The 18434-nt window shown below is 54.8% G+C and carries 16 protein-coding genes; 4 read left to right on the forward strand and 12 right to left on the reverse strand.

From position 1 onward, the window contains the following. Positions 1-45: 45 nt before the first annotated feature. From BLP45_RS06390 to BLP45_RS06435, 9 genes are all read right to left on the reverse strand, one after another. The gene (locus BLP45_RS06390) at positions 46-543 is read right to left on the reverse strand and encodes a DUF1579 domain-containing protein (protein WP_090370901.1); all 498 of its coding nucleotides are present in this window, start codon (positions 541-543) and stop codon (positions 46-48) included. A 95-nt stretch (positions 544-638) separates the two neighbouring features. Continuing rightward, the gene (locus BLP45_RS06395; protein ID WP_090370903.1) at positions 639-995 is read right to left on the reverse strand and encodes a YciI family protein; all 357 of its coding nucleotides are present in this window, start codon (positions 993-995) and stop codon (positions 639-641) included. A 145-nt stretch (positions 996-1140) separates the two neighbouring features. Further along, entirely contained in the window at positions 1141-1533 is a 393-nt protein-coding gene (locus BLP45_RS06400; protein ID WP_090370905.1) for a YciI family protein, read from the reverse strand. A 168-nt stretch (positions 1534-1701) separates the two neighbouring features. Then, on the reverse strand, positions 1702-2151 hold the full coding sequence (locus BLP45_RS06405) for a YybH family protein (protein WP_090370907.1): 450 nt from the start codon (positions 2149-2151) through the stop codon (positions 1702-1704). A gap of 355 nt (positions 2152-2506) precedes the next feature. Next, on the reverse strand, positions 2507-4417 hold the full coding sequence (locus BLP45_RS06410) for an Lnb N-terminal periplasmic domain-containing protein (protein ID WP_256327723.1): 1911 nt from the start codon (positions 4415-4417) through the stop codon (positions 2507-2509). 82 nt (positions 4418-4499) lie between these two features. Continuing rightward, positions 4500-5012, reverse strand: coding sequence for a DUF3015 domain-containing protein (locus BLP45_RS06415; RefSeq protein WP_256327724.1), 513 nt, complete (start codon positions 5010-5012; stop codon positions 4500-4502). Positions 5013-5318: 306 nt separating this feature from the next. Next, positions 5319-5516 (reverse strand): hypothetical protein, encoded by a 198-nt coding sequence (locus BLP45_RS06425; protein WP_090370911.1) that lies wholly within the window; start codon positions 5514-5516, stop codon positions 5319-5321. Between the two features lie 264 nt (positions 5517-5780). After that, entirely contained in the window at positions 5781-7022 is a 1242-nt protein-coding gene (locus BLP45_RS06430; RefSeq protein ID WP_090370913.1) for an RNA polymerase sigma factor, read from the reverse strand. 9 nt (positions 7023-7031) lie between these two features. Next, on the reverse strand, positions 7032-7751 hold the full coding sequence (locus tag BLP45_RS06435) for a transposase (RefSeq protein ID WP_090370915.1): 720 nt from the start codon (positions 7749-7751) through the stop codon (positions 7032-7034). Between the two features lie 92 nt (positions 7752-7843). Between BLP45_RS06435 and BLP45_RS06440 the strand changes: the two genes are divergently transcribed. After that, a complete protein-coding gene (locus BLP45_RS06440; RefSeq protein WP_143002413.1) occupies positions 7844-9952 on the forward strand; it encodes a hypothetical protein in 2109 nt (702 codons plus the stop codon). 244 nt (positions 9953-10196) lie between these two features. Here the strand turns inward: BLP45_RS06440 and BLP45_RS06445 are convergent, their stop codons facing one another. Then, positions 10197-11759 (reverse strand): flavin monoamine oxidase family protein, encoded by a 1563-nt coding sequence (locus BLP45_RS06445; protein ID WP_090370919.1) that lies wholly within the window; start codon positions 11757-11759, stop codon positions 10197-10199. 348 nt (positions 11760-12107) lie between these two features. On the opposite strand from BLP45_RS06445, the gene BLP45_RS06450 reads away from it, so the two are divergent. Then, the gene (locus BLP45_RS06450) at positions 12108-13175 is read left to right on the forward strand and encodes a tetratricopeptide repeat-containing protein (protein WP_090370921.1); all 1068 of its coding nucleotides are present in this window, start codon (positions 12108-12110) and stop codon (positions 13173-13175) included. 105 nt (positions 13176-13280) lie between these two features. Here BLP45_RS06450 and BLP45_RS06455 read toward each other — a convergent pair whose 3' ends face one another. Together BLP45_RS06455 and BLP45_RS06460 are read right to left on the reverse strand one after the other, a co-directional pair. Further along, on the reverse strand, positions 13281-13715 hold the full coding sequence (locus tag BLP45_RS06455; protein ID WP_090370973.1) for an SRPBCC family protein: 435 nt from the start codon (positions 13713-13715) through the stop codon (positions 13281-13283). Between the two features lie 155 nt (positions 13716-13870). Continuing rightward, positions 13871-14881: a zinc-dependent alcohol dehydrogenase family protein gene (locus BLP45_RS06460; RefSeq protein WP_090370923.1), complete on the reverse strand. Its 1011-nt coding sequence runs from the start codon at positions 14879-14881 to the stop codon at positions 13871-13873. Between the two features lie 179 nt (positions 14882-15060). Here BLP45_RS06460 and BLP45_RS06465 point away from each other — a divergent pair, with 179 nt between their 5' ends. Continuing rightward, the gene (locus tag BLP45_RS06465; protein WP_090370925.1) at positions 15061-16272 is read left to right on the forward strand and encodes an NADH:flavin oxidoreductase/NADH oxidase; all 1212 of its coding nucleotides are present in this window, start codon (positions 15061-15063) and stop codon (positions 16270-16272) included. Between the two features lie 176 nt (positions 16273-16448). Continuing rightward, positions 16449-18434: ATP-binding protein (locus BLP45_RS06470; protein ID WP_143002414.1), on the forward strand; the 1986-nt coding region annotated here is incomplete at its 3' end.

The raw sequence follows: 18434 nt of genomic DNA on the forward strand, positions 1-18434 counted from the left end.
AACCCGCTTACGGCGAAACCTGTAACAAATGGCGCGCTTCGGCCGCTATTTCTCCCGCCGATAGTTCGCCGTCATGAGTTGACGCCATTCTCCATCATCGCCCAGCATGTGCGAGGTCAGCACCCGGTGGTCGGGGCTCTTTATTTCGATCACGTCCCTGTATTTTGCCAGCTTCCCTTCCACCAGCTTCCCTTCCTCGGTCCATTTCGGCCCCTCGGCACTGAGCGTCAGAACCTTTCCTTCCGCATCCATGGAGCCGGTGTACACCCAGAGGTGGGTCATCATCGAGCCTACCCAGGTTCCGACATAATGTTTCTTCTGCGGGTCGTAGCCGAGCGTCATCAGCATTGTCGCCATGCCGCCGCCGGGCATTTCACCACGGCCCTCGCACAATATCCAGAGGCCGCCGAGCGAACGCACGCTCTCCGACCCCGTGAATTTCTCCGACGGCTTGCCGGGCTCTGTCGAACACTCGGATTCACAACTCCATTCACCCACCAGCTTCTGCAGCCACTCGTGTTCTTTCTGCGGTTCTACCTTCATTGTCATCTCCTATGTCTTGGTAATTTATCGGAACTTCCTCGGGTAGTCGATGTACTCGACCGGTTTTTCTTTGCCTGCTTCGTTTGTCGCGGAAATTAGTCGGCCGGCAACCCTGCAATCTCTATTACCGGCCGGATCTCGACTGTACCCTTGCGCGCCATCGGAATTCTTGCGGCAATACCGATCGCCTCATCGAGATCCCTGCCCTCGATCAGGAAATAGCCACCCAGCTGCTCGCGCGTCTCCGCGAACGGACCATCGGTGATGAGCCGCTTGCCTTCACGCACCCGCACGCTGGTTGCCGCTGCTGTCGGGTACAAGGGGTTGGCCGCCAGGTACTGCCCGCTTGATTTAATCTGTTGTGCGAGCTTGGTTGACTCCATGTAACAAGCTTCCCGCTCGGTCTCGCTCAGCGCAAGTTCGTCAAGGTAAATCAGTAACATATATTTCATGCATGCTCCCATTGTAAAAGCGTTTCATTTCAGTGCTTGTGTATTCTTATCTGCGCCATTAGTCGAATGGCGGACGTCCGGATCGACACGCCAATGAAATTCGTTTACCGTCGGATACGAGTAGCCCGCACCACATTACCGCCTGCTACCGAGGGGCGACAGCATCGGCAAACCCGAGCGCCCGCAGCGTCTGTTCATCCTCAGCCACCGGCCGCACTTCGACGCATCCGATGCGTGCTCCGGGAATCCGCGAGGCTACGTGTATCGCCTCGTTCAGATCCTTGGCCTCGATGAGATAGTAGCCACCGAACTGTTCCTTGGTCTCCGCGAAGGGGCCGTCGGTAGTCGTGACCTTACCGTTTCGTACCCGGACTGTAATCGCGGCGTCGGGAGGCTGCAGCCGGTTACAGCCGAGGTAGTGGCCACTCTCCCTGATCGCTTCCGTGAATTCTGAATATTCCTCGAAGTGCTTCTCCGCAGCGGCTTCTGTCATCTGCTCCATCACGGTTTCGGCACAGATCAGGCACAGGTACTTCATGGCGATACCTCCGTTTGGCGTAAAAAACTTACTTGCATCGTATAGTCGTTCGAGGAAGGCTAAATTCGACATCGGAAGCCCCGAAACCTGATCGTCGACTGCGCGACTACATCGGTGACGAGTACAAACAGGTTTATACGTAAATACCCGCTTCCTTCATGGTGAACGCTACGGTTTCAAATCGATTGCCGCCCTATCGCTGCCATCCATGTAGAAAGGCACCGATATATGCTCGTGTATGATCCTCCACTTGCCGTCCACCTTGCGGTAGCATACGGTCACCCGCACCCAGACATCGGTTTCCTCGCCGTCTGTCCTCGTTCCGCTTATGTGGTTGAGGCTGTGAGAGAAGGCAATGTCATCACTCGCCGTAATCCCCAGGTCGCGAATCTCGTAACCGACAGGTCCGCGAAATGTCGGCAGCCATCCTTCCCAATTCTTTCGATAGGTGTCGATTCCCCGGTATTCAAGGGGAGGCGCGATATCGAACGTCAGGACGTCCGCCGTGTAGTGGGACATTATCCCGTCGATATCCTTGACGCGGACCGCTTCCAGCCAGCGCTCCACCAGCTCGCGAACCTCGGCTTCAGCTGTTTTCAGCATAGTTTTGGTGTTCATGACCAAACTCCTCCTTGAAAAAAAATGGATTGATTCAGTTTTTTCAAATTGTCTTGGATTGGACCAGGTTCGTTGGCCTCCATGCCGTATAGTCGTTCCGGGCAGGTCAAATTCGACATCGAGTTGTCCAAGCGAGGTATTTTTTAGCGTACGATGACAAAAGCCCGCCGCCCTGGAATTCGAAGGCCCATTACGGTTGACTTTCAAAACAAGGATCAGAAGGTGACAGCCTGATTGTGCGCCGGATAGCGCCCTTTTCCGCTGTACTCCTCGCTGCGCTCCTTCGGAAGCGGTAACGCAGCTGGATTTAGCGATTCATCGCCTCAGCGGGAAGGCTTACAAAGAATCCCGGCAGCTAAAAGAAATAATTGACCGAAAAAACTCCCTCGTTGTACTGATCGTAGCGATTCAGTTCCAGCCGCAGGTCAAGATCCTGCGACAGCGCATAGCGGGTTATGAAATGAGAAGTAAAAAAACGCTTGCTGTCGCCCAGGAAAAAGACCTGATAACTGGCGGCAAGCTTGACCCTCAAATTCTCGGTGACATCGTAGAACGTGCCCACTTCAATATCGCCGCCCAAACGATAGTTCTGTTTCAAATGTCCGGAAAATTCTGTTTTTATATCGATGAAGGAAAATAAAAGCAGGGGTGAAAAAAACTCCGGCCGATAGGAAATGCCTCTCCCATAAGTGCCTTTGACGGAATTGCAGTAGTGGCAGTTGTAATCCCTGAGCGTGTCGATCTCCAGGTCTACACGCCAGGAGGCTTTTGCAAACAGGGGGTCATAAGGATTCAGCGACGTAATCGAAAGAATTTTGGCCCGGTCCAACCTCACCCGCTCCGAGTCCAGGTAATAACGGAGGTTGAAGTCCATGAAAATGATTTCCGAGTTTTTATCGTACCCCACGTCTTTGGCCATCAAATCATGGTAGGCCGGGCGGTAGGCGAATTCGAGGAAAGGCTCATGGCTATTGTGCCCCATCCCCACGCGAAGTCGATCTGTACCGTGGCCAAGCTCCGGCGGGCTGGAAAAGCGCCTGGCTTTATCGATGACATCCGGGATATCTTTGAGACGGCTCCTGGCCAACAGGACCGAATGTGGGATTTTTATCTCCTTGTCGCTCTTCTCCTGCATGCTTCGATACTGCAAGTAGTCCATGTACGCATTCAACACCAGTGCTTGCGATCGCGTGGAAAGGTTTGCAAAGGGCGTGCTTTCCGGTGAGATTTTGCCCTTGATCAGCTTTTGCAGGATCGTCTTTTCGTCCTCGATCATCTTGAGCCGCTTTTCATTCATCTGGGTAAGCACCGCGGGGCGGTATACGGCTTTTTTAACCAGGCCCTCCTGCGCCATGACGATTTTTACCGTATCGGCCGGGATCACGCTAAAAAAGAAGGAGTCTTTCAATCTCAGGTCCGGATTGGCGATCTCCAGCAGGGAAAGCACATGGTAAGAGCAGTTTTCCTGAAAATAATAATAATCAAAATACGTTCCCCCCAGTTCCCATAGATGCAGAAGCATCATGTTCAACTGGTCCTGGGTAAACTTGAGCTCATATTCCCAAAGGTCGCGGCTCTCCCAATTATTGTATTCCTGCACCTTGGTGTAATAAGGGAAAATTGCGAAGCGGCCCTGGAACCCGCCCGTCAAGCCTTTCATCGCATAGAGAAACGCATTGCCGGTATCCGGCACCGCAGCGTAATTTGCACCGTAATTCATTAAATTATTGTCGCTGCCCATTCTGCGGCTATCGATCCGTACGAGGGTATGGCCGAACATGGACGCGGGGTTGTTCATGAAATAAGACGCGAATACCAGCGTTACGCCGACAGGGTCCAAACCTTGCATCCAGCGGTCGAGCCGATCGCATGCCTGTATTTCGAGACGATGGGGGTCGAATGCCAGTTGCTGATTCAACCATTTGAAGCGGGCGGGAAAATTGCATTGCGGATGCTCCTTGCCTTCCGCGATCGCAGCAAGCGGAACAAAGAAGCTGGCGAGCGTTGCGGCGAGCTCTGCTTCCGAATCGGTTTTCCCTTGCGGAGAATTGAAAAACTCCATGCCATCGGCTTCACTGACCATGCCGCCGAGCAATCTCGTGTCGTATTTTAAAAGCAGGTGCCAGACGCGTTCGCGGGCAAGTTTTTTTTGCTTGGCTTGCTGCTGCAATTCGACCAGATAACCGGCAGCATCATTGGAATGGGCAGTTACAGGATATAGGTAAAACCAGGAAAGTAGGCCAACAACAAAACAGGTATGCCGCACAGCGAAGCTATAGAGGGATGAGCGATCAGCGATGTGGAAACGAAACGGGCACAGGCTTCCGCCTGCACCCGTTTGTCATTATTTAATCCAATGCTGCTTGCTTGATGTTACAAGATTTTGCAAGAGTGGGATGACGAGTCAGTTGATTTTCGAGCTTACTCAGCAACTCGGTTGAAGTTGTCTGGTCATTGACGACCAAGCTGTCAAATTTGGCCTGAACCATCGCGCCGAACTCCTGGTGATTTGCGGCCGGGCATTGATACAGGCTGGCCAGGGTAGATAAATTTTCACCCTTGCCTTGCGCCATCTCCTTGACTAGGCTGGTGTAATTCTCCTGCGCAAACACTTCCCGTTCCTTACTCGTTTTTATCAATCCATGGTCACCGCAATTCGAGGTTCCCGATGTAATCCCGAATGTCTGGGACCCCGATGTTCCATTGGTTGTTGCGGCAAAGACCTGCTTTATCCCTGACTCCGGTCCGACAACCATTGAGCCCAGCCCACAGCCTGCTGCGCCATAACCAGCGGCAAAAACAGACATGGGAAGTAAAAATAGAGAAGCTGCTGCTGCAATCCGGCCATATCGTCCCATCATATGCGCTCCATAAAGAGGTTGTTATCACGTCAAATCCGGATCATTAATCCGATGACTCAACGACGGTTTTAAAGTATCAAGCTCATTGTCCAGGAAAAATAAGCAGCGTTCTTCGTTAGACCAAATGAATGTACTGAACCCCTCCCGGAATGTCAAATTTATATTGCGTTTTAGGAGGTTAAGCGGATTCGGCCCAACGCGCAAAATGCGATAGCTGCTGAGATCCTGCATTACTACGCAGGTAGCGCCTGCGCCCGGAAATTTCGATCATCCGAGGGCGACGGCTGGTAATGCTGGGGACACATATTAGAATCGAAGCACATCCCGTTCGTTGATGCCAACTCCGTCGGCCCCTCCAGTGTCATTTGGATCGCCATGCTGTTGCTTCGGTGGGGCTTCCTTGGAGATAGGCTTCGGCGAACCAGACACGCAACCCGTAAGCAACACCCCAAAACCGGCCGCCAACAGAACGCTTATACCGATTGACTTACGCAGATAGCCCATGGTTTGCTCCTTTTCGTTAATTTCAATGCAAAAAAACAGTAACAAGCTGGCTATTTTTTTAACACGGCCTTTGGCGGCTAGCGGTTTTCCAGCGATGGTTTTCAGGCGATTCCATCGTTTCCACGTCTGGCTGAATCTGTCGGGCTATGTCGTTGAAGGCCGGTGTCCACATTACTCCCCTTTTCCTTAACTTCATAAACAGTAGAATCCCCTCCCCGAGGAGGAGCAGCGGACGCCTAAGGACAAGCCGGCGTCAGCACCCGTTCAACCCGGCAATTCGCGCAGCCTGCGCTCCAGAAACCGCCGTTCCGGCTCCTGGCGGGCGAGACCGTAAGCGCGTTCATACGAGGCCCGGGCTTCCGGCATTCGGCCAAGTCGGCGATACAGGTCCGCGCGGGCCGAGTGCGCCAAGTGGTAATCGGTAAGCTCACCCCGCGCCAGAGTAGCCTCGACCAGCGCAAGACCTGCCAATGGCCCGTCACGCATTGCCACCGCCACCGCCCGGTTGAGTTCGACCACGGGCGATGGACTGGCGCGCAACAGGATGTCGTAGAGACCGACAATCTCGGCCCAATTCGTCGCCGCCGCGGACGATGCATTGGCGTGCACGGCTGCGATCGCGGCTTGCAGTGTGTATGGGCCGAATCGGCGCGACAACAGGACTCGCTCCACCAGCGCCGATCCTTCCACAATATAGTCGCGCTTCCAGAGCGAGCGATCCTGGTCATCCAACAAGATCAGGTCGCCATCCGGCGAGCTGCGCGCGGCGCGCCGCGACTCCTGCAGCAGCATCAGCGCGAGGAGCCCCAGCGCCTCGGGTTCGGGCAATAACTCGACCAACAGCCTGCCCAAGCGGATCGCCTCGACGGAGAGTTCGACGCGCGTCAGCGACTCGCCCGATGACGCCGAATAACCTTCATTGAATACCAGATAGACCACGCGCAGCACGCTGTCCACCCGATCCGACAGCTCGGACGGCGAAGGCACTTGGTAAGGAATGCGTGCGTCCCGGATTTTCGCCTTGGCACGCACGATACGTTGAGCCAGCGTTGGAGCCCCAATCAGGAAAGCGCGCGCAATCTCCTCGGTCGTCAGTCCGCACACCTCGCGCAAGGTGAGCGCTACCTGCACCTCTGGCGACAAGGCCGGATGACAGCAGGTGAAGATCAGCCGCAGCCGATCATCCTCGATTCCTTCACCGTCCAACTCCTCACCAGTGGCAGCCGCCAACCGTTCTTCCATATCGTCCGGCAGCGGCTCGAAGCGGGCACGCCTGCGTATGCCATCGATCGCCTTGAAGCGGCCGGTCGAAACCAGCCATGCCTGCGGATTGGCCGGCACGCCTTCATGCGGCCATTGTTCCAGCGCCGCCCTGAAGGCGTCGTGCAGCGCTTCCTCGGCGACATCGAAGTCGCCGAGGAAGCGAATCAGCGTCGCAAAGATGCGTCGCGAATGGGAACGGTAGATAGAATCCACCGTCTCGCGGGAAAAATGGGGACAGACCACGGTTTTCCGTTACTCCTGAAACGATTTACCTGACTCCGGTTCCAGCATTTTGCGTGGCCGCCCCGATTGGCCGGGTACCACGCGTTTTCCTATGGCCGACGATACCTGTATGGAGAAGCCTTCATTGCCCAGCGCAAAATTGCCATTTGTGGCGCGGCGTATTTCATCCAGCAACCCCGCCTCCAACTCGTCGCGAAATAGCTCGCGATACGCCGCCTGTCGGGCTGTGGCATCCAAACCTAACGCCTCGTAAAGCGGGTGTGGCTGCACCAGAGCGTCGGCTTCGCCCTGCGCGTTCACCCAGTAACTCGACCAGCGATATCCTGCGGGATGCGCTACCATGCCGGCACGCACCGGATTCAGCTCAATGTAGCGCTGGCATGCCAGCAGATAGATTTCATCCTGTGTTAGGCAGGAACGGAAGCGCCCTTCCCAGAGCGTCCCGCTACGCCGGTAGGTGCGATTCACGTATTGCACGTACCGCTGGCCGAGTGCCTTCATCAGCGACCCCGGAGCCTCCACGCTATCCGCCGACATCAGGAGATGCACATGATTGGTCATCAGCACATAGGCATGAACCCGGCACCCTGTCTTGCCGGCGTACGCGGCCATCCAGTCAAGGTAGACACTGTAATCTTCGTCGGCGAAGAAACACGGTTGGCGATTGTTGCCGCGTTGGATGATGTGCAGGGGAACGTTTGGTAAAACTAGGCGGGCGCGACGCGGCATGGCATGATGACGGTAAAAGTAGGCGGATAGAGTCTAGCAGAAAACCGTGGTCTGTCCCCTATTTTCCACAGTATCTTTATAACACCTATAGCATGAACCAAGTTCAAACCAAAATTACCAGCTTACACGCCGCGCCAAGTGTTTCCCATTCTTATATGGAAGACTTTATCAAGACTTATGAGTCCCTTTTTATGGATCCGGGTAAGCGTGAAGACTCGGAAAATCCCGCCTCTCTGCCAAGAGTAGAAAAAATTGCTATTGCCTTTGATCAGGAACTAAGGCAAGGCTCTCAAGTTGCGGTAGGACTGGTGCTCAAGCATTACGACAAGGAGAGTTCGGGGTTGCTGGCTTATTTTGCAGTTGCCGCAAATTATCAACGAAACCAAATTGCCATCGATATGATGAGTCACGCCTCTGCGTTAGCTAAGAAAATTCAGGAAGGAGAAATACCGATACCGAGCGAGATGACAGAACAGCAAAAGCTTTCCAGTTCGAATCCAGCAGAAAAAGATTTGGCGCAAGCCAGCCTCCTCTCAAATCTTCCCGTCAAGAAAGTTGATATTTCTTATAGCCAGCCCGGATCTATAGGTGAACAGAAGACGTTTGAGCATTTGATATTACTATATTTCCCGATAAGGCAGGATTCGCAGCCTGTTAATGGAACTCGTGTAGCGGAATTTTTGCTCGAGTTCTATAAAGCACATGATGCGAATTTCATCGAAATGAAATGTTGGCTACGGAAGCAAGCCAGGCGCGTAATACTTCCGGAGTCAGGGTATGAAAAACCAAAGTTATCGAAAGAATCTTTGAAGCGGACGTCTATTTGCTTCCATTTTGTGGAAAGGAAAGTATCGATAGGCAACCGGTTTGACCACGACGACGTTTTCGGATCGATGGAAAGGGATTTACTGAAATACCAATTTCAGGCGGACCCGCCTTTGGATAGTACTCATTGCTTTGGAAACGGGAAACTGGAGATAGTATTTCCACCGTCATTCCATTTCCGCTCCGAAGGACGTTATGTGGAGCTTATCAGCACGCAACGGCCGAGAGCGGTTAATTTCATGCTCAATAAAACCGAGTTCCAAAAGAGTGGAATCAGAATATGGCATTTGACCCTGTCGACTAACGACAACGATCCCCTCAATGAATTTGAAATCATCAAGCTTATCAGCCTTTATGATGGGCGATCGGAGGATACCGGTCCCTATACGGAACTAGCAAGCAACCAATCTCCAAAGCTTGCTCATCGCATCGGTTTCAACTACCGGGGCAAGGAAAACCTTTCGATAAACAGTTTGATTGTCGAGCTAATTCCTGCGGAAAAAACGGAGCAAAAAAAACTCACCCGCCAAATCGCGCTTAATAGCGGAACGGTCCAGATCTTGCTAGTGGAAGATGAGAAACGTAAGAACATGGATTTATTAAGGAAAGCGATAAAGGCGCGCTCGGACGATGCGGCGCATAAGGAAATCCTAAGAGAAATGAAAGAAGATACATTCGAAAAACAAGTCCTGCAGGCGCTCTCCGGGATTGCCATAGGCATTTTTGATTTCCAAGAAACGGATAACGAAGAAATTCTAGATACATTTGATCCTTCATTCTCGGATGCCAGCATATTCATCAAGTTCAACCGATGCACGCTATTATCCATAGTAACGGAAGACCGGGCTTGGGATAGTTGCCGGGCGACGGTCGGTATCAGCCCATATTTGATCATCCCTCATGCGGTTATCATCCATAATGAAGAACTGGTGAAGATGGCCGAGGAGAAAATAGATAGGCTTGATGTGGAAAGGGCGCGCCGCTTGCTTAAACTTGGACGGCTGGAAGCGGATTATGCTGAAGCTGATCGTTATCTGCACAGTTTGTACCTACCCATGATCTTTAATTATCCGACTGAGCAGGCGTTGTTCAACAAAGGTAACGAAAATCGCGGTTCGACCGAAAAATACAAGATAATGCAATTTAAACTGCGGGAGCTACATATTCAGATAGAAAGTTTGCGGCAAACCACCCGCTCCTTGGGGCAGTCGCTTCTTTCCGTTATTCTGGCATTGATAACGGCATTACATGTTTTCGATTATTTGGCGATCATTCAAGTGATCTTGTTTATCCCAATTTTGCTGCTTGGCTTAGTGGCGCTTGGTTTGCCCCTGTTGGGAAAACTGACGTTCAACCCTAGGTCAAAAATAAGGTAGCTGCATCCAGTTCGCCAACATTACTTCCTATTACGGGTGGCTCAGTTGACGCAACTCCCCTATCTGGAATACGTTTGGAAGCAATGATTGGCCCCAACGAAGTAGCGACACAGCTTGGCAGAATTGATGGTTTTACTAGTATGCTGGGCCTGCAAAATTTAACTCGCTTGATGAAGAAAGTGCCTTCCAATCTTAATTGAGAGCCGAATGTTTCTCCTTAATGGTTGGCTCGTCATTAAAGAATTTAGCGTAGCGTGTTAATTATCGTTTGGGCGGCGAGGCGGCCCGTCTCGGCAGCACCATTCATGAATCCCTGAAAGTTGGTACTGCAATGCTCGCCTGCAAATAGCAGATTGCCAACCCGGCTCCCGACTTCACCATTAAATTGCGTCCACTGGCCCGGTCGAAAGCAGGAGTATGCACCGAGTGAAAAAGGCTCTGAGGGCCAATGGATGCGAAGGCTGGCGTTTGTACGATTTAAGTTAAACCCGGGATATACCTGATCAAGGGCTGCGGATAATTCTTGCGAGCGCTTTTCGGTTGTGCCATCGCCTATCTCTATTCCAGCTTTACCTCCCAAATAGAATGTGTACATGCCACTCGGCCCTGCCTGGAGCCGGCTGGCGTCCCAGCCAGTTTGAAACGCTTTGTCGGAATAGCATTCGCCGCTATACCCCTGCTCCCGCCATACTCGCTTGTCAACACCCACCACAAGTTTTGCGTTGGTCCCATAACCAAGATGATGGATTGCACTTCGCTTTATGGGCGGCAGCACGTCCACCATCTCAACCTCTCGCAACAACGTAAAGGGTAGCGTCAGGATTACCCAATCCGGATCAACAGAAATCGTTTTGCCCGGGGTAGCGAAGGTCAGACGAGATCCTTTGCCATTCGGCCGTATTGAAACCAGCCGATGCTCAAGCTGAATGGATGCCTCTATGGGTCGCGCAAGCTCATCTATGATTCGATTATTGCCACCTTGAATCTTGAAGCGCTGGTCGCTTTCACCAAAAATCTTGAATCCATCTTTCACAGTTGCATCAATCATGGATAAAAGGTTGATACAAGAAAGCTGGCTCGCATCCAGCCCATACTCGGTTGCATAGGCGACATTGATTAAATCGAGAATCCAGCCGGTAGCGCCGATGCGGTAAAGATATTCCGATAAGGAAATCACATCAAACTCCGCGTCGATGCCGCTATGCGCTCTTGCGGTAATATTCGAGGATAGCCGCGCCGCATCACGGGCGATTCTTGTTGCAAGCGGTTTGAATTCGGCAATTACCTGTTCTTCGCTATAGCGGCGTTCATTGAAAAAGAACATTGTCTCCAGGTTACGCTCCCTTTCGATTTCGGTATCGAGCAAAGGAAGGCCGAACGCCTTAGCAAGAGCGAGCATGTCAAAATGCGTTGAATCAATGAACTCACCGCCCAGTTCGGTTACCAAGCCTGGAACGATGTCGCCATGGGATGTGCGTATTCGACCCCCAATCCGTTTCGAAGCTTCGTATACGGTGGCCTGATAGCCCGCTTGGCGCAATATGTACGCCGCGTTAAGCCCGGCCATGCCCGCCCCTACAATGGCGATGCGCGGATTTTCTTTTTTTACGCTGGCCAGCATCGGTGTTGCGTAGGCGGCGCTCAGTGCAGCGACTGAGCGGAGGAAATTTCTTCGCGATCCCAAGTGATTGGCATTGGCCTGCCCCTTATAGCTCGGATAAGTGCTATTTAGCGCTTTTGAAACCAGCCGGAATAATTGGCTCCGCCCCTGCCTGCAGGTCAGGTCTGGATAATTTTGTGTTATCACTTTGATTCCTGGATCGTCTGGTCAATCAGCCGAGCTGGGGCCCCTGTATCAATTTGCCGGCGCAAATGGCGATTCAGCGACGCACCGCGCGATGTGCCACAGGTTTTCATGGTGATTATGAGCGAGAGAAGCAACCGTGCGAATAGTTTTTTGTTGCATCGGGATGTCAAAAACCTGGTCCTTGTGCGATACTACGCGCGCGCCAGGTTCAGTTTCTACGCGCGCGCCAGGTTCAGTTTCCGAGAAAATTGGCGATTACAATGTATATGCGATTAACCGGCTTGACGTAGTTTGGCTTGGTTTGGTTTCCATCCCACCTTCACCTGCGCCCTGCTCGTAAGGAAATCCATGAAAACACTCCCGATTACCCTCATCCTCTCCCTCATGCTGGGTGCGGCGACATCCGCTCATGCGCAAGACACAAAGTGGTCGGCGATCAGTAAAGACGCGATCTCACTTTATGAGAAGGGCGAGTACGACCGCGCCGTGGCGGCTGTTAAAAAATCGCTTGCCGTGGCGGAAAAGCTGGTCGGGCCTAACCATCCCAATGCGGCAACCAGCTTGAACAATCTTGCGGAGCTCTATCGCGACCATCGCCAATATGCGCTGGCGGAACCGCTCTACCAGCGCTCGCTGGCAATCCGGGAAAAATACTTTGGCCCCAACCATTCCCTCGTGGGGATCAGCCTGAACGGCTTTGCGGAGCTCTACCGTGCCGCGGGCCGGTACGCGGAGGCGGAGCCCCTCTACAAGCGCGCGCTGGCAATCCGCGAGAAAGCCCACGGTCCCAACCATCCCAACGTGGCCCAGACCCTCAACAATCTGGCGGAGCTTTACTGCATGCAAGGCCAATATGCGTCGGCCAAGCCCCTCTACGAGCGTTCGATGGTAATCCGCGAGAAAATGCTCGGCCCCAACCATCCCGACATGGTAAGCAGCCTGAATAACATGGCATTGATCTATCATACCGAAAACCGGTATGCGCAAGCAGAGCCGCTCTACAAGCGCGTGCTGGCGATCCGGGAGAATACGCTCGGCCTCGACCATCCCGACGTGGGCAGGGACTTGAGCAACCTCGCAGAACTTTATCGCATCCAGGGCCAGTATGCGCAGGCGGAGCCTTTCTATGAGCGTTCGCTGGCAATCCTCGAGAAAGCGACTGGTTCCTACCATCTCAACATGGCTGCCAGCCTGAGCAACCTGGCATACATCTATCATACCAGGGGCCAGTATGCGCAGGCGGAGCCGTTCTATAAGCGCGCGCTGGGAATCTTCGAGAAAAGCCTTGGGCCGGACCACCCCAACGTGAGAACAAGCCTGGACAATCTTGCAAAACTCTACCGCGCAACGGATCAGATCACAGCAGCCGAGGAACTGGACCAGCGGCTGGCACGCCTTCAGATAACGCAGCAATAAGGGTCATGATGTGCGGGCAGTATCTGGAGGCCGGGACCTCCCACTGAAGCAATTACCCGCCTCGCCTTAGCTGGTGACAGAATCGGGGGCGACCATCGTACCGCGCTAATTTTTTGCGCCAAACTCTGCCGCAAGGTCCCCGAGGAGAGAACGGTATACTCCATTCATGAATTCGACTGCATCGGTATTTCCGGCTTCCCACGACCCGGACCATTCCGCAAACGTCGTGTCATTCACCGTAACCGGTAGCAAACGCAGGTCGCCGACGTAATCATGGATCTCCCTGGATGAGACCGGAGATGGCCCTTCATCCATGGAATACATCATCCGCTTTTCAATAGTGCTATAGGCGACCAACGTATCCAGAAATGCGTTGTTTAGCAGCCGCCTCGCCCCGACGGAATATCCATCGCCTTCACCCACCTTCTTGCACGATGTGATGACAGACGGCGCCCAGGAGAAGTCATGGAAGTCGCGTATTCGCGACCATACGTGTTCTATCGGCGCAGGAACGATGATTGAGTTGTAGACTTTCGGCATGTTTTCTCCGCTACGGTAAAATGGGGACAGACCACGGTTTTCCATCACTCCTGAAGTAGTCTAACCGAATCGGGTTCTGCCTCTTACGGTTTCGCCCTATCCCGATTCTCCTGCAAACACATCAAAAAACCCCTGATTCTACCGGTGCCCTGCACTCAAATATCAAGGCATATCTTGCCGACGTGCCGTTTGCTTTCCTGGTAGCGAAAAGCGTCGACGATCTGTTCCAGCGGAAAATGCCGGTCGATTACCGGCTGCAAACCCGCCGCATCAATGGCCCGGATCATCTCCATCTGCCAGCGGCGGTTGCCGACCACCAGACCCTTGAGGTGCAACTGGCGCGTCAGGATGGAAAGCAATGGCAGCGTTGCCGTCACGCCCGAGAGAATACCGATCACTGCGATGTGTCCGCCGATCCGGGCGGCCGTCATGGACTGCGCTAACGTCGATGCTCCGCCAACTTCGATGACATGGTCGACTCCTCGTCCCGCCGTCAACCGCCGCACCGATTCGCCCCAGTTTTCATCCTTCCGGTAATTGATCAGGTAATCCGCGCCAAGCGCTTCCAACCTTGCCAGTTTTTCATCGCTGGACGATGTCGCAATCACCGTCGCACCCGCCATCTTGGCGAATTGCAAAGCGAATACCGAAACCCCGCCGGCTCCCTGGACCAGCACGGTCTCGCCGCGCTTCAATGCCCCATCCACCATCAATGCGCGCCACGCCGTCAAGCCCGCACAGGTAAGCGTAGCTGCTTGCGCGTGGTTGTAGCCCTTCGGGGCCCGTGTGAATGCGGTCGACGGCATTGTCACCTGCTGGCGGGCGTAGCCGTCTATGCCGTCCCCCGGCACCGTGCTCATGTCATCCACTTCAGCGTCACCGTCCAGCCAGGTGGGAAAGAACGTACTGACCACATGATCGCCCGGCGCGAATTCAGTCACGCCTTCCCCCACTGCGAGCACCTCTCCCGCGCCATCTGACATCGGAATACGCGGCACTGTCGGCGCCCACATTCCGCTAACCACCGCATAATCATGATAATTAAGCGAGCTGGCGCGGATTCTGACCGTGATCTCGCCTGCTTTCGGCGGTGATGGCTCGCTGTTGCCAAGCGTCACCCGGTCAAACCCGCCGCCTGGCTGCACATAAATCGCCTTGTTTGTCATGGATGTCTTCTCCCGCCGGAAATGGAAATGGGTTGAGCTGAAAAAAATCGTTTCACGTATATACTTTATTAAGGCGTGCAAATTAGACATCCGGCCGTCATCGCCAGCATCAGCCGAATGCGGGAAGACTCCCGGGAAGATTAACAGGATCGATAGCTACTTTTCAAGGAAGGAAAATCATGTCCCATTATGACCCGGATAAAGACGCAAGCTCCCCTCCTCATCCCACCAATAGTTTGCTCACCGGCAAAAGCGTCGGCCAAAATCCCGTCCAGGCCCAGTGCCAGAGCGAGCACGACCGCGAAATTCCGGAAGTGGATCTGCTGTCCCCGTTGACCATTCGGGGCGTCACCTTCAGCAACCGGATCGCGATGTCTCCCATGTGCATGTATTCGGCGCAGGATGGTTTTGCCAATGATTTCCACCTGGTTCACCTCGGCAGCCGGGCGATAGGCGGCGTAGCGCTCGTTGTTGTCGAAGCGACGGCAGTCACGGCCGAGGGACGCATATCGCCGGCCGACATGGGAATCTGGAAAGACGAGCATATCGAACCGCTGGCCCGGATCGCTAACTTCGTGGAAACTCAGGGCGCCGTTCCCGGCATCCAGCTTGCGCATGCCGGGCGTAAGGCCAGCTGCGATAAACCCTGGAAGGGCGGTCGCAGCCTGAAAACCGCTGCCGAAGGAGGCTGGCCCGTCATCGGCCCCAGCCCCCTGCCCTTCGACGCGGAAGATCCAATTCCATCGCTCCTCTCTATAGAGGATATCGAGCATTGCATCGATGCCTGGGAAGTCGCCACAAGGCGTGCGCTGGCCGCGGGTTTTAAAGTCATCGAACTCCACGCCGCTCATGGCTACCTGATGCACGAGTTTCTCTCGCCCATCAGCAACCAGCGTACCGATGACTATGGCGGCAGCCTGGAAAACCGCATGCGGCTACTGCTGCGGGTGGCCGGTCGGCTGCGCGAGATCATTCCTCGAGAGCTGCCTTTCTTCGTGCGAATCTCGGCAACCGATTGGACCGAGGGCGGCTGGGACATCGAACAATCGATCGTCCTTTGCAGGGAACTGAAGGTGCGTGGCGTGGACCTGATTGACGTCTCCTCCGGCGGAGCGACGCCGGATGCGAAAATCCCCGTGTCGCGAGGCTACCAGATTCCTCTTGCCCGGCGCATCCGCGAGGAAGCGAGAATCCGGACCGGCGGGTTGGGCCTGATTACCGATCCGCAGCATGCGGATGAAATCATCACCAGCGGCCAGGCGGACCTGGTTTTTATCGGGCGCGAGCTGCTGCGGGAACCGTACTGGGCCATCAAGGCGCAACACTTCATGGGGGAAGAACCGGCATGGCCGACGCAGTATGGCTATGCGGTGAAGCGGAGGGCGAGGTAATTGGGGTGTGATATCAAGGGTCAAAGCAATCGCATTGTATCTGGATATTCGGACCTTTTTTAGTAATTTTGTGGGACAGCAGTGAGCCCGACCCTATTGGTTTCTTGTGTGCCTGTCTGGCAAGTTACATGGGAAACAAGTAACATCGCGCTGATCCGCTTTTAACCCCCCGATCCATGCCAAAACCTTTTCCCGATCGCCGCGGTAGCCTGTTCGGGCGGACGCCGGACTTGAGTCACTTGCTAGACCGCGCCGGCCGCAAGGGTATGACGGCTGTCGTCGCCAGGGCTCAGATGGGCAAGACATGGCTACTCGAGCAACTGGCGCAGGAGTTGGGCGAGGAGCCCTATCGTTGCCTGGTCGGCTATTTCGAGGACCACGGCGAGGGCGGCGACGCGCTGCTACGTGCGGTGTCCGATCTCTATACCCGCTGGCTGTCAGATGCCAGCTATCGGCAACAAGCAAAGATGGTGTGGAAGCAGCAACGGAATGACCTGCTGGCGAAGTTCTCCCTCAGTCTCGGCCATGTGCTGGACAAGATCGCTGCAAGCCAACCTATCGCCACGGTGGTCGATGAAGCGTTGCAGGGCATGATTTCCGCCAATCAAACCCTGCGCTCCGGCGGCCTGGAGCTGAAACCCCTGCAATATGAGCAGGCACAGAAACTGGTGGCGTTGGTAGCCCAAGTCAGCGCGCGCCCGGTAGCGCTTGTGCTGGATGGTTGGGAGAAATCATCCCCAATCACTGTGCAGGCCAATACCTTGGATGCCATCCTTCGCCATTTCGACGATTGGCCCGGCGTTCACATTTTTCTCGGATTGCGCCCAGAAAATGGGGCGGACCGGTATGTCGAGAATATGCAAGAAGCCCGTCCCGGCATGGCGGAACTGTACGGCCTGCCACGTTTGCACCTGGACGACCTCGCTGAGCGCCAACGTTTGCTTGCCTGGCTGAGGGAAGAGATCCCCGCCGCGCGGGCTGCGGGAGAAGATGAACTCATGGCGATGATCGATGGCCATGCCGGCGTGATATCCCGTTGGCAGGATGACGCAGCCACGCTGACCACGGTGGATGACCTGCGGCGGCGCGTCGATGAGGCTAATCGCTACCTGTATCAGGAATTCGATCGATTGCTGCCTGATCTTCCCAATGATTCCCCAGCGCGGCAACTGGCCATACGCCTAGCGATTTTTCCCACTGCCGACTCACGATTTTGGAACCTCGTCAAACGCCCCCTGCTGGATAAGATAGACGAAGCCCAACTGGACACCCTTGTCCAACAGAAAATACTGGAAAGCGCTGATCCGCCCAGCTATGGGCACGACAAGCGCTGGGAAGCGGCGCGCCAATGGTGTTACAAGAAGTGGCGCGTCAGTTTCAAGCGCGAGGCGGAAGCAGCAGTTTTCTCCATGGCCGCGCAGGTATGCGACGTAGAAGAGCGTAGCGGATACTTTGCCAGTGCGCTAGCGGCCTTAATCACCGACGTGCGCGCCTGGAATTTGCCCCCGCTGCCGCAGGCCTTGTGTCAATGCACGGCATCCCTGTTGGGTCAGGGGGAAGCTGTAGATACCGATAACCTGCTGAGCGTAGTGCGAAACGCCGACCCGGACGCCCGTGCCCGAAATGATGCCTGTACATTGATTGCCATGGGCCTCTTCAACACCCTCAACCGCGCCAAGGCGGAGGAAGACCTGCCGCGGCGCGATGCCCTGCTGGAAGCGCTGCGGGCGCTGGCGGCGCAGTATCCGGATGAGGCGGCGGTCCGGGAACCACTGGCTATGGGCCTCTTCAACACCCTCAACCACGCCAAGGCGGAGGAAGACCTGCCGCAGCGCGATGCCCTACTGGAAGCGCTGCGGGCGCTGGCGGCGCAGTATCCGGATGACGCGGCAGTACGGGAATGGTTGGCCAAGGGCCTCTTCAACACCCTCAACCACGCCAAGGCGGGGGAAGACCTGCCGCAGCGCGATGCCCTGCTGGAAGCGCTGCGGGAGGTGGCGGCGCAGTATCCGGATGACGCGGCCGTGCGGGAACAACTGGCCAAGGGCCTTCTCAACGCCCTCAACCACGCCAAGGCGGAGGAAGACCTGCCGCGGCGCGATGCCCTGCTGGAAGCGCTGCGGGCGCTGGCGGCGCAGTATCCGGATGACGCGGCAGTGCGG

Origin of the sequence: Nitrosospira sp. Nl5, from assembly GCF_900102495.1 — a bacterium.
Classification (GTDB): Bacteria; Pseudomonadota; Gammaproteobacteria; order Burkholderiales; family Nitrosomonadaceae; genus Nitrosospira.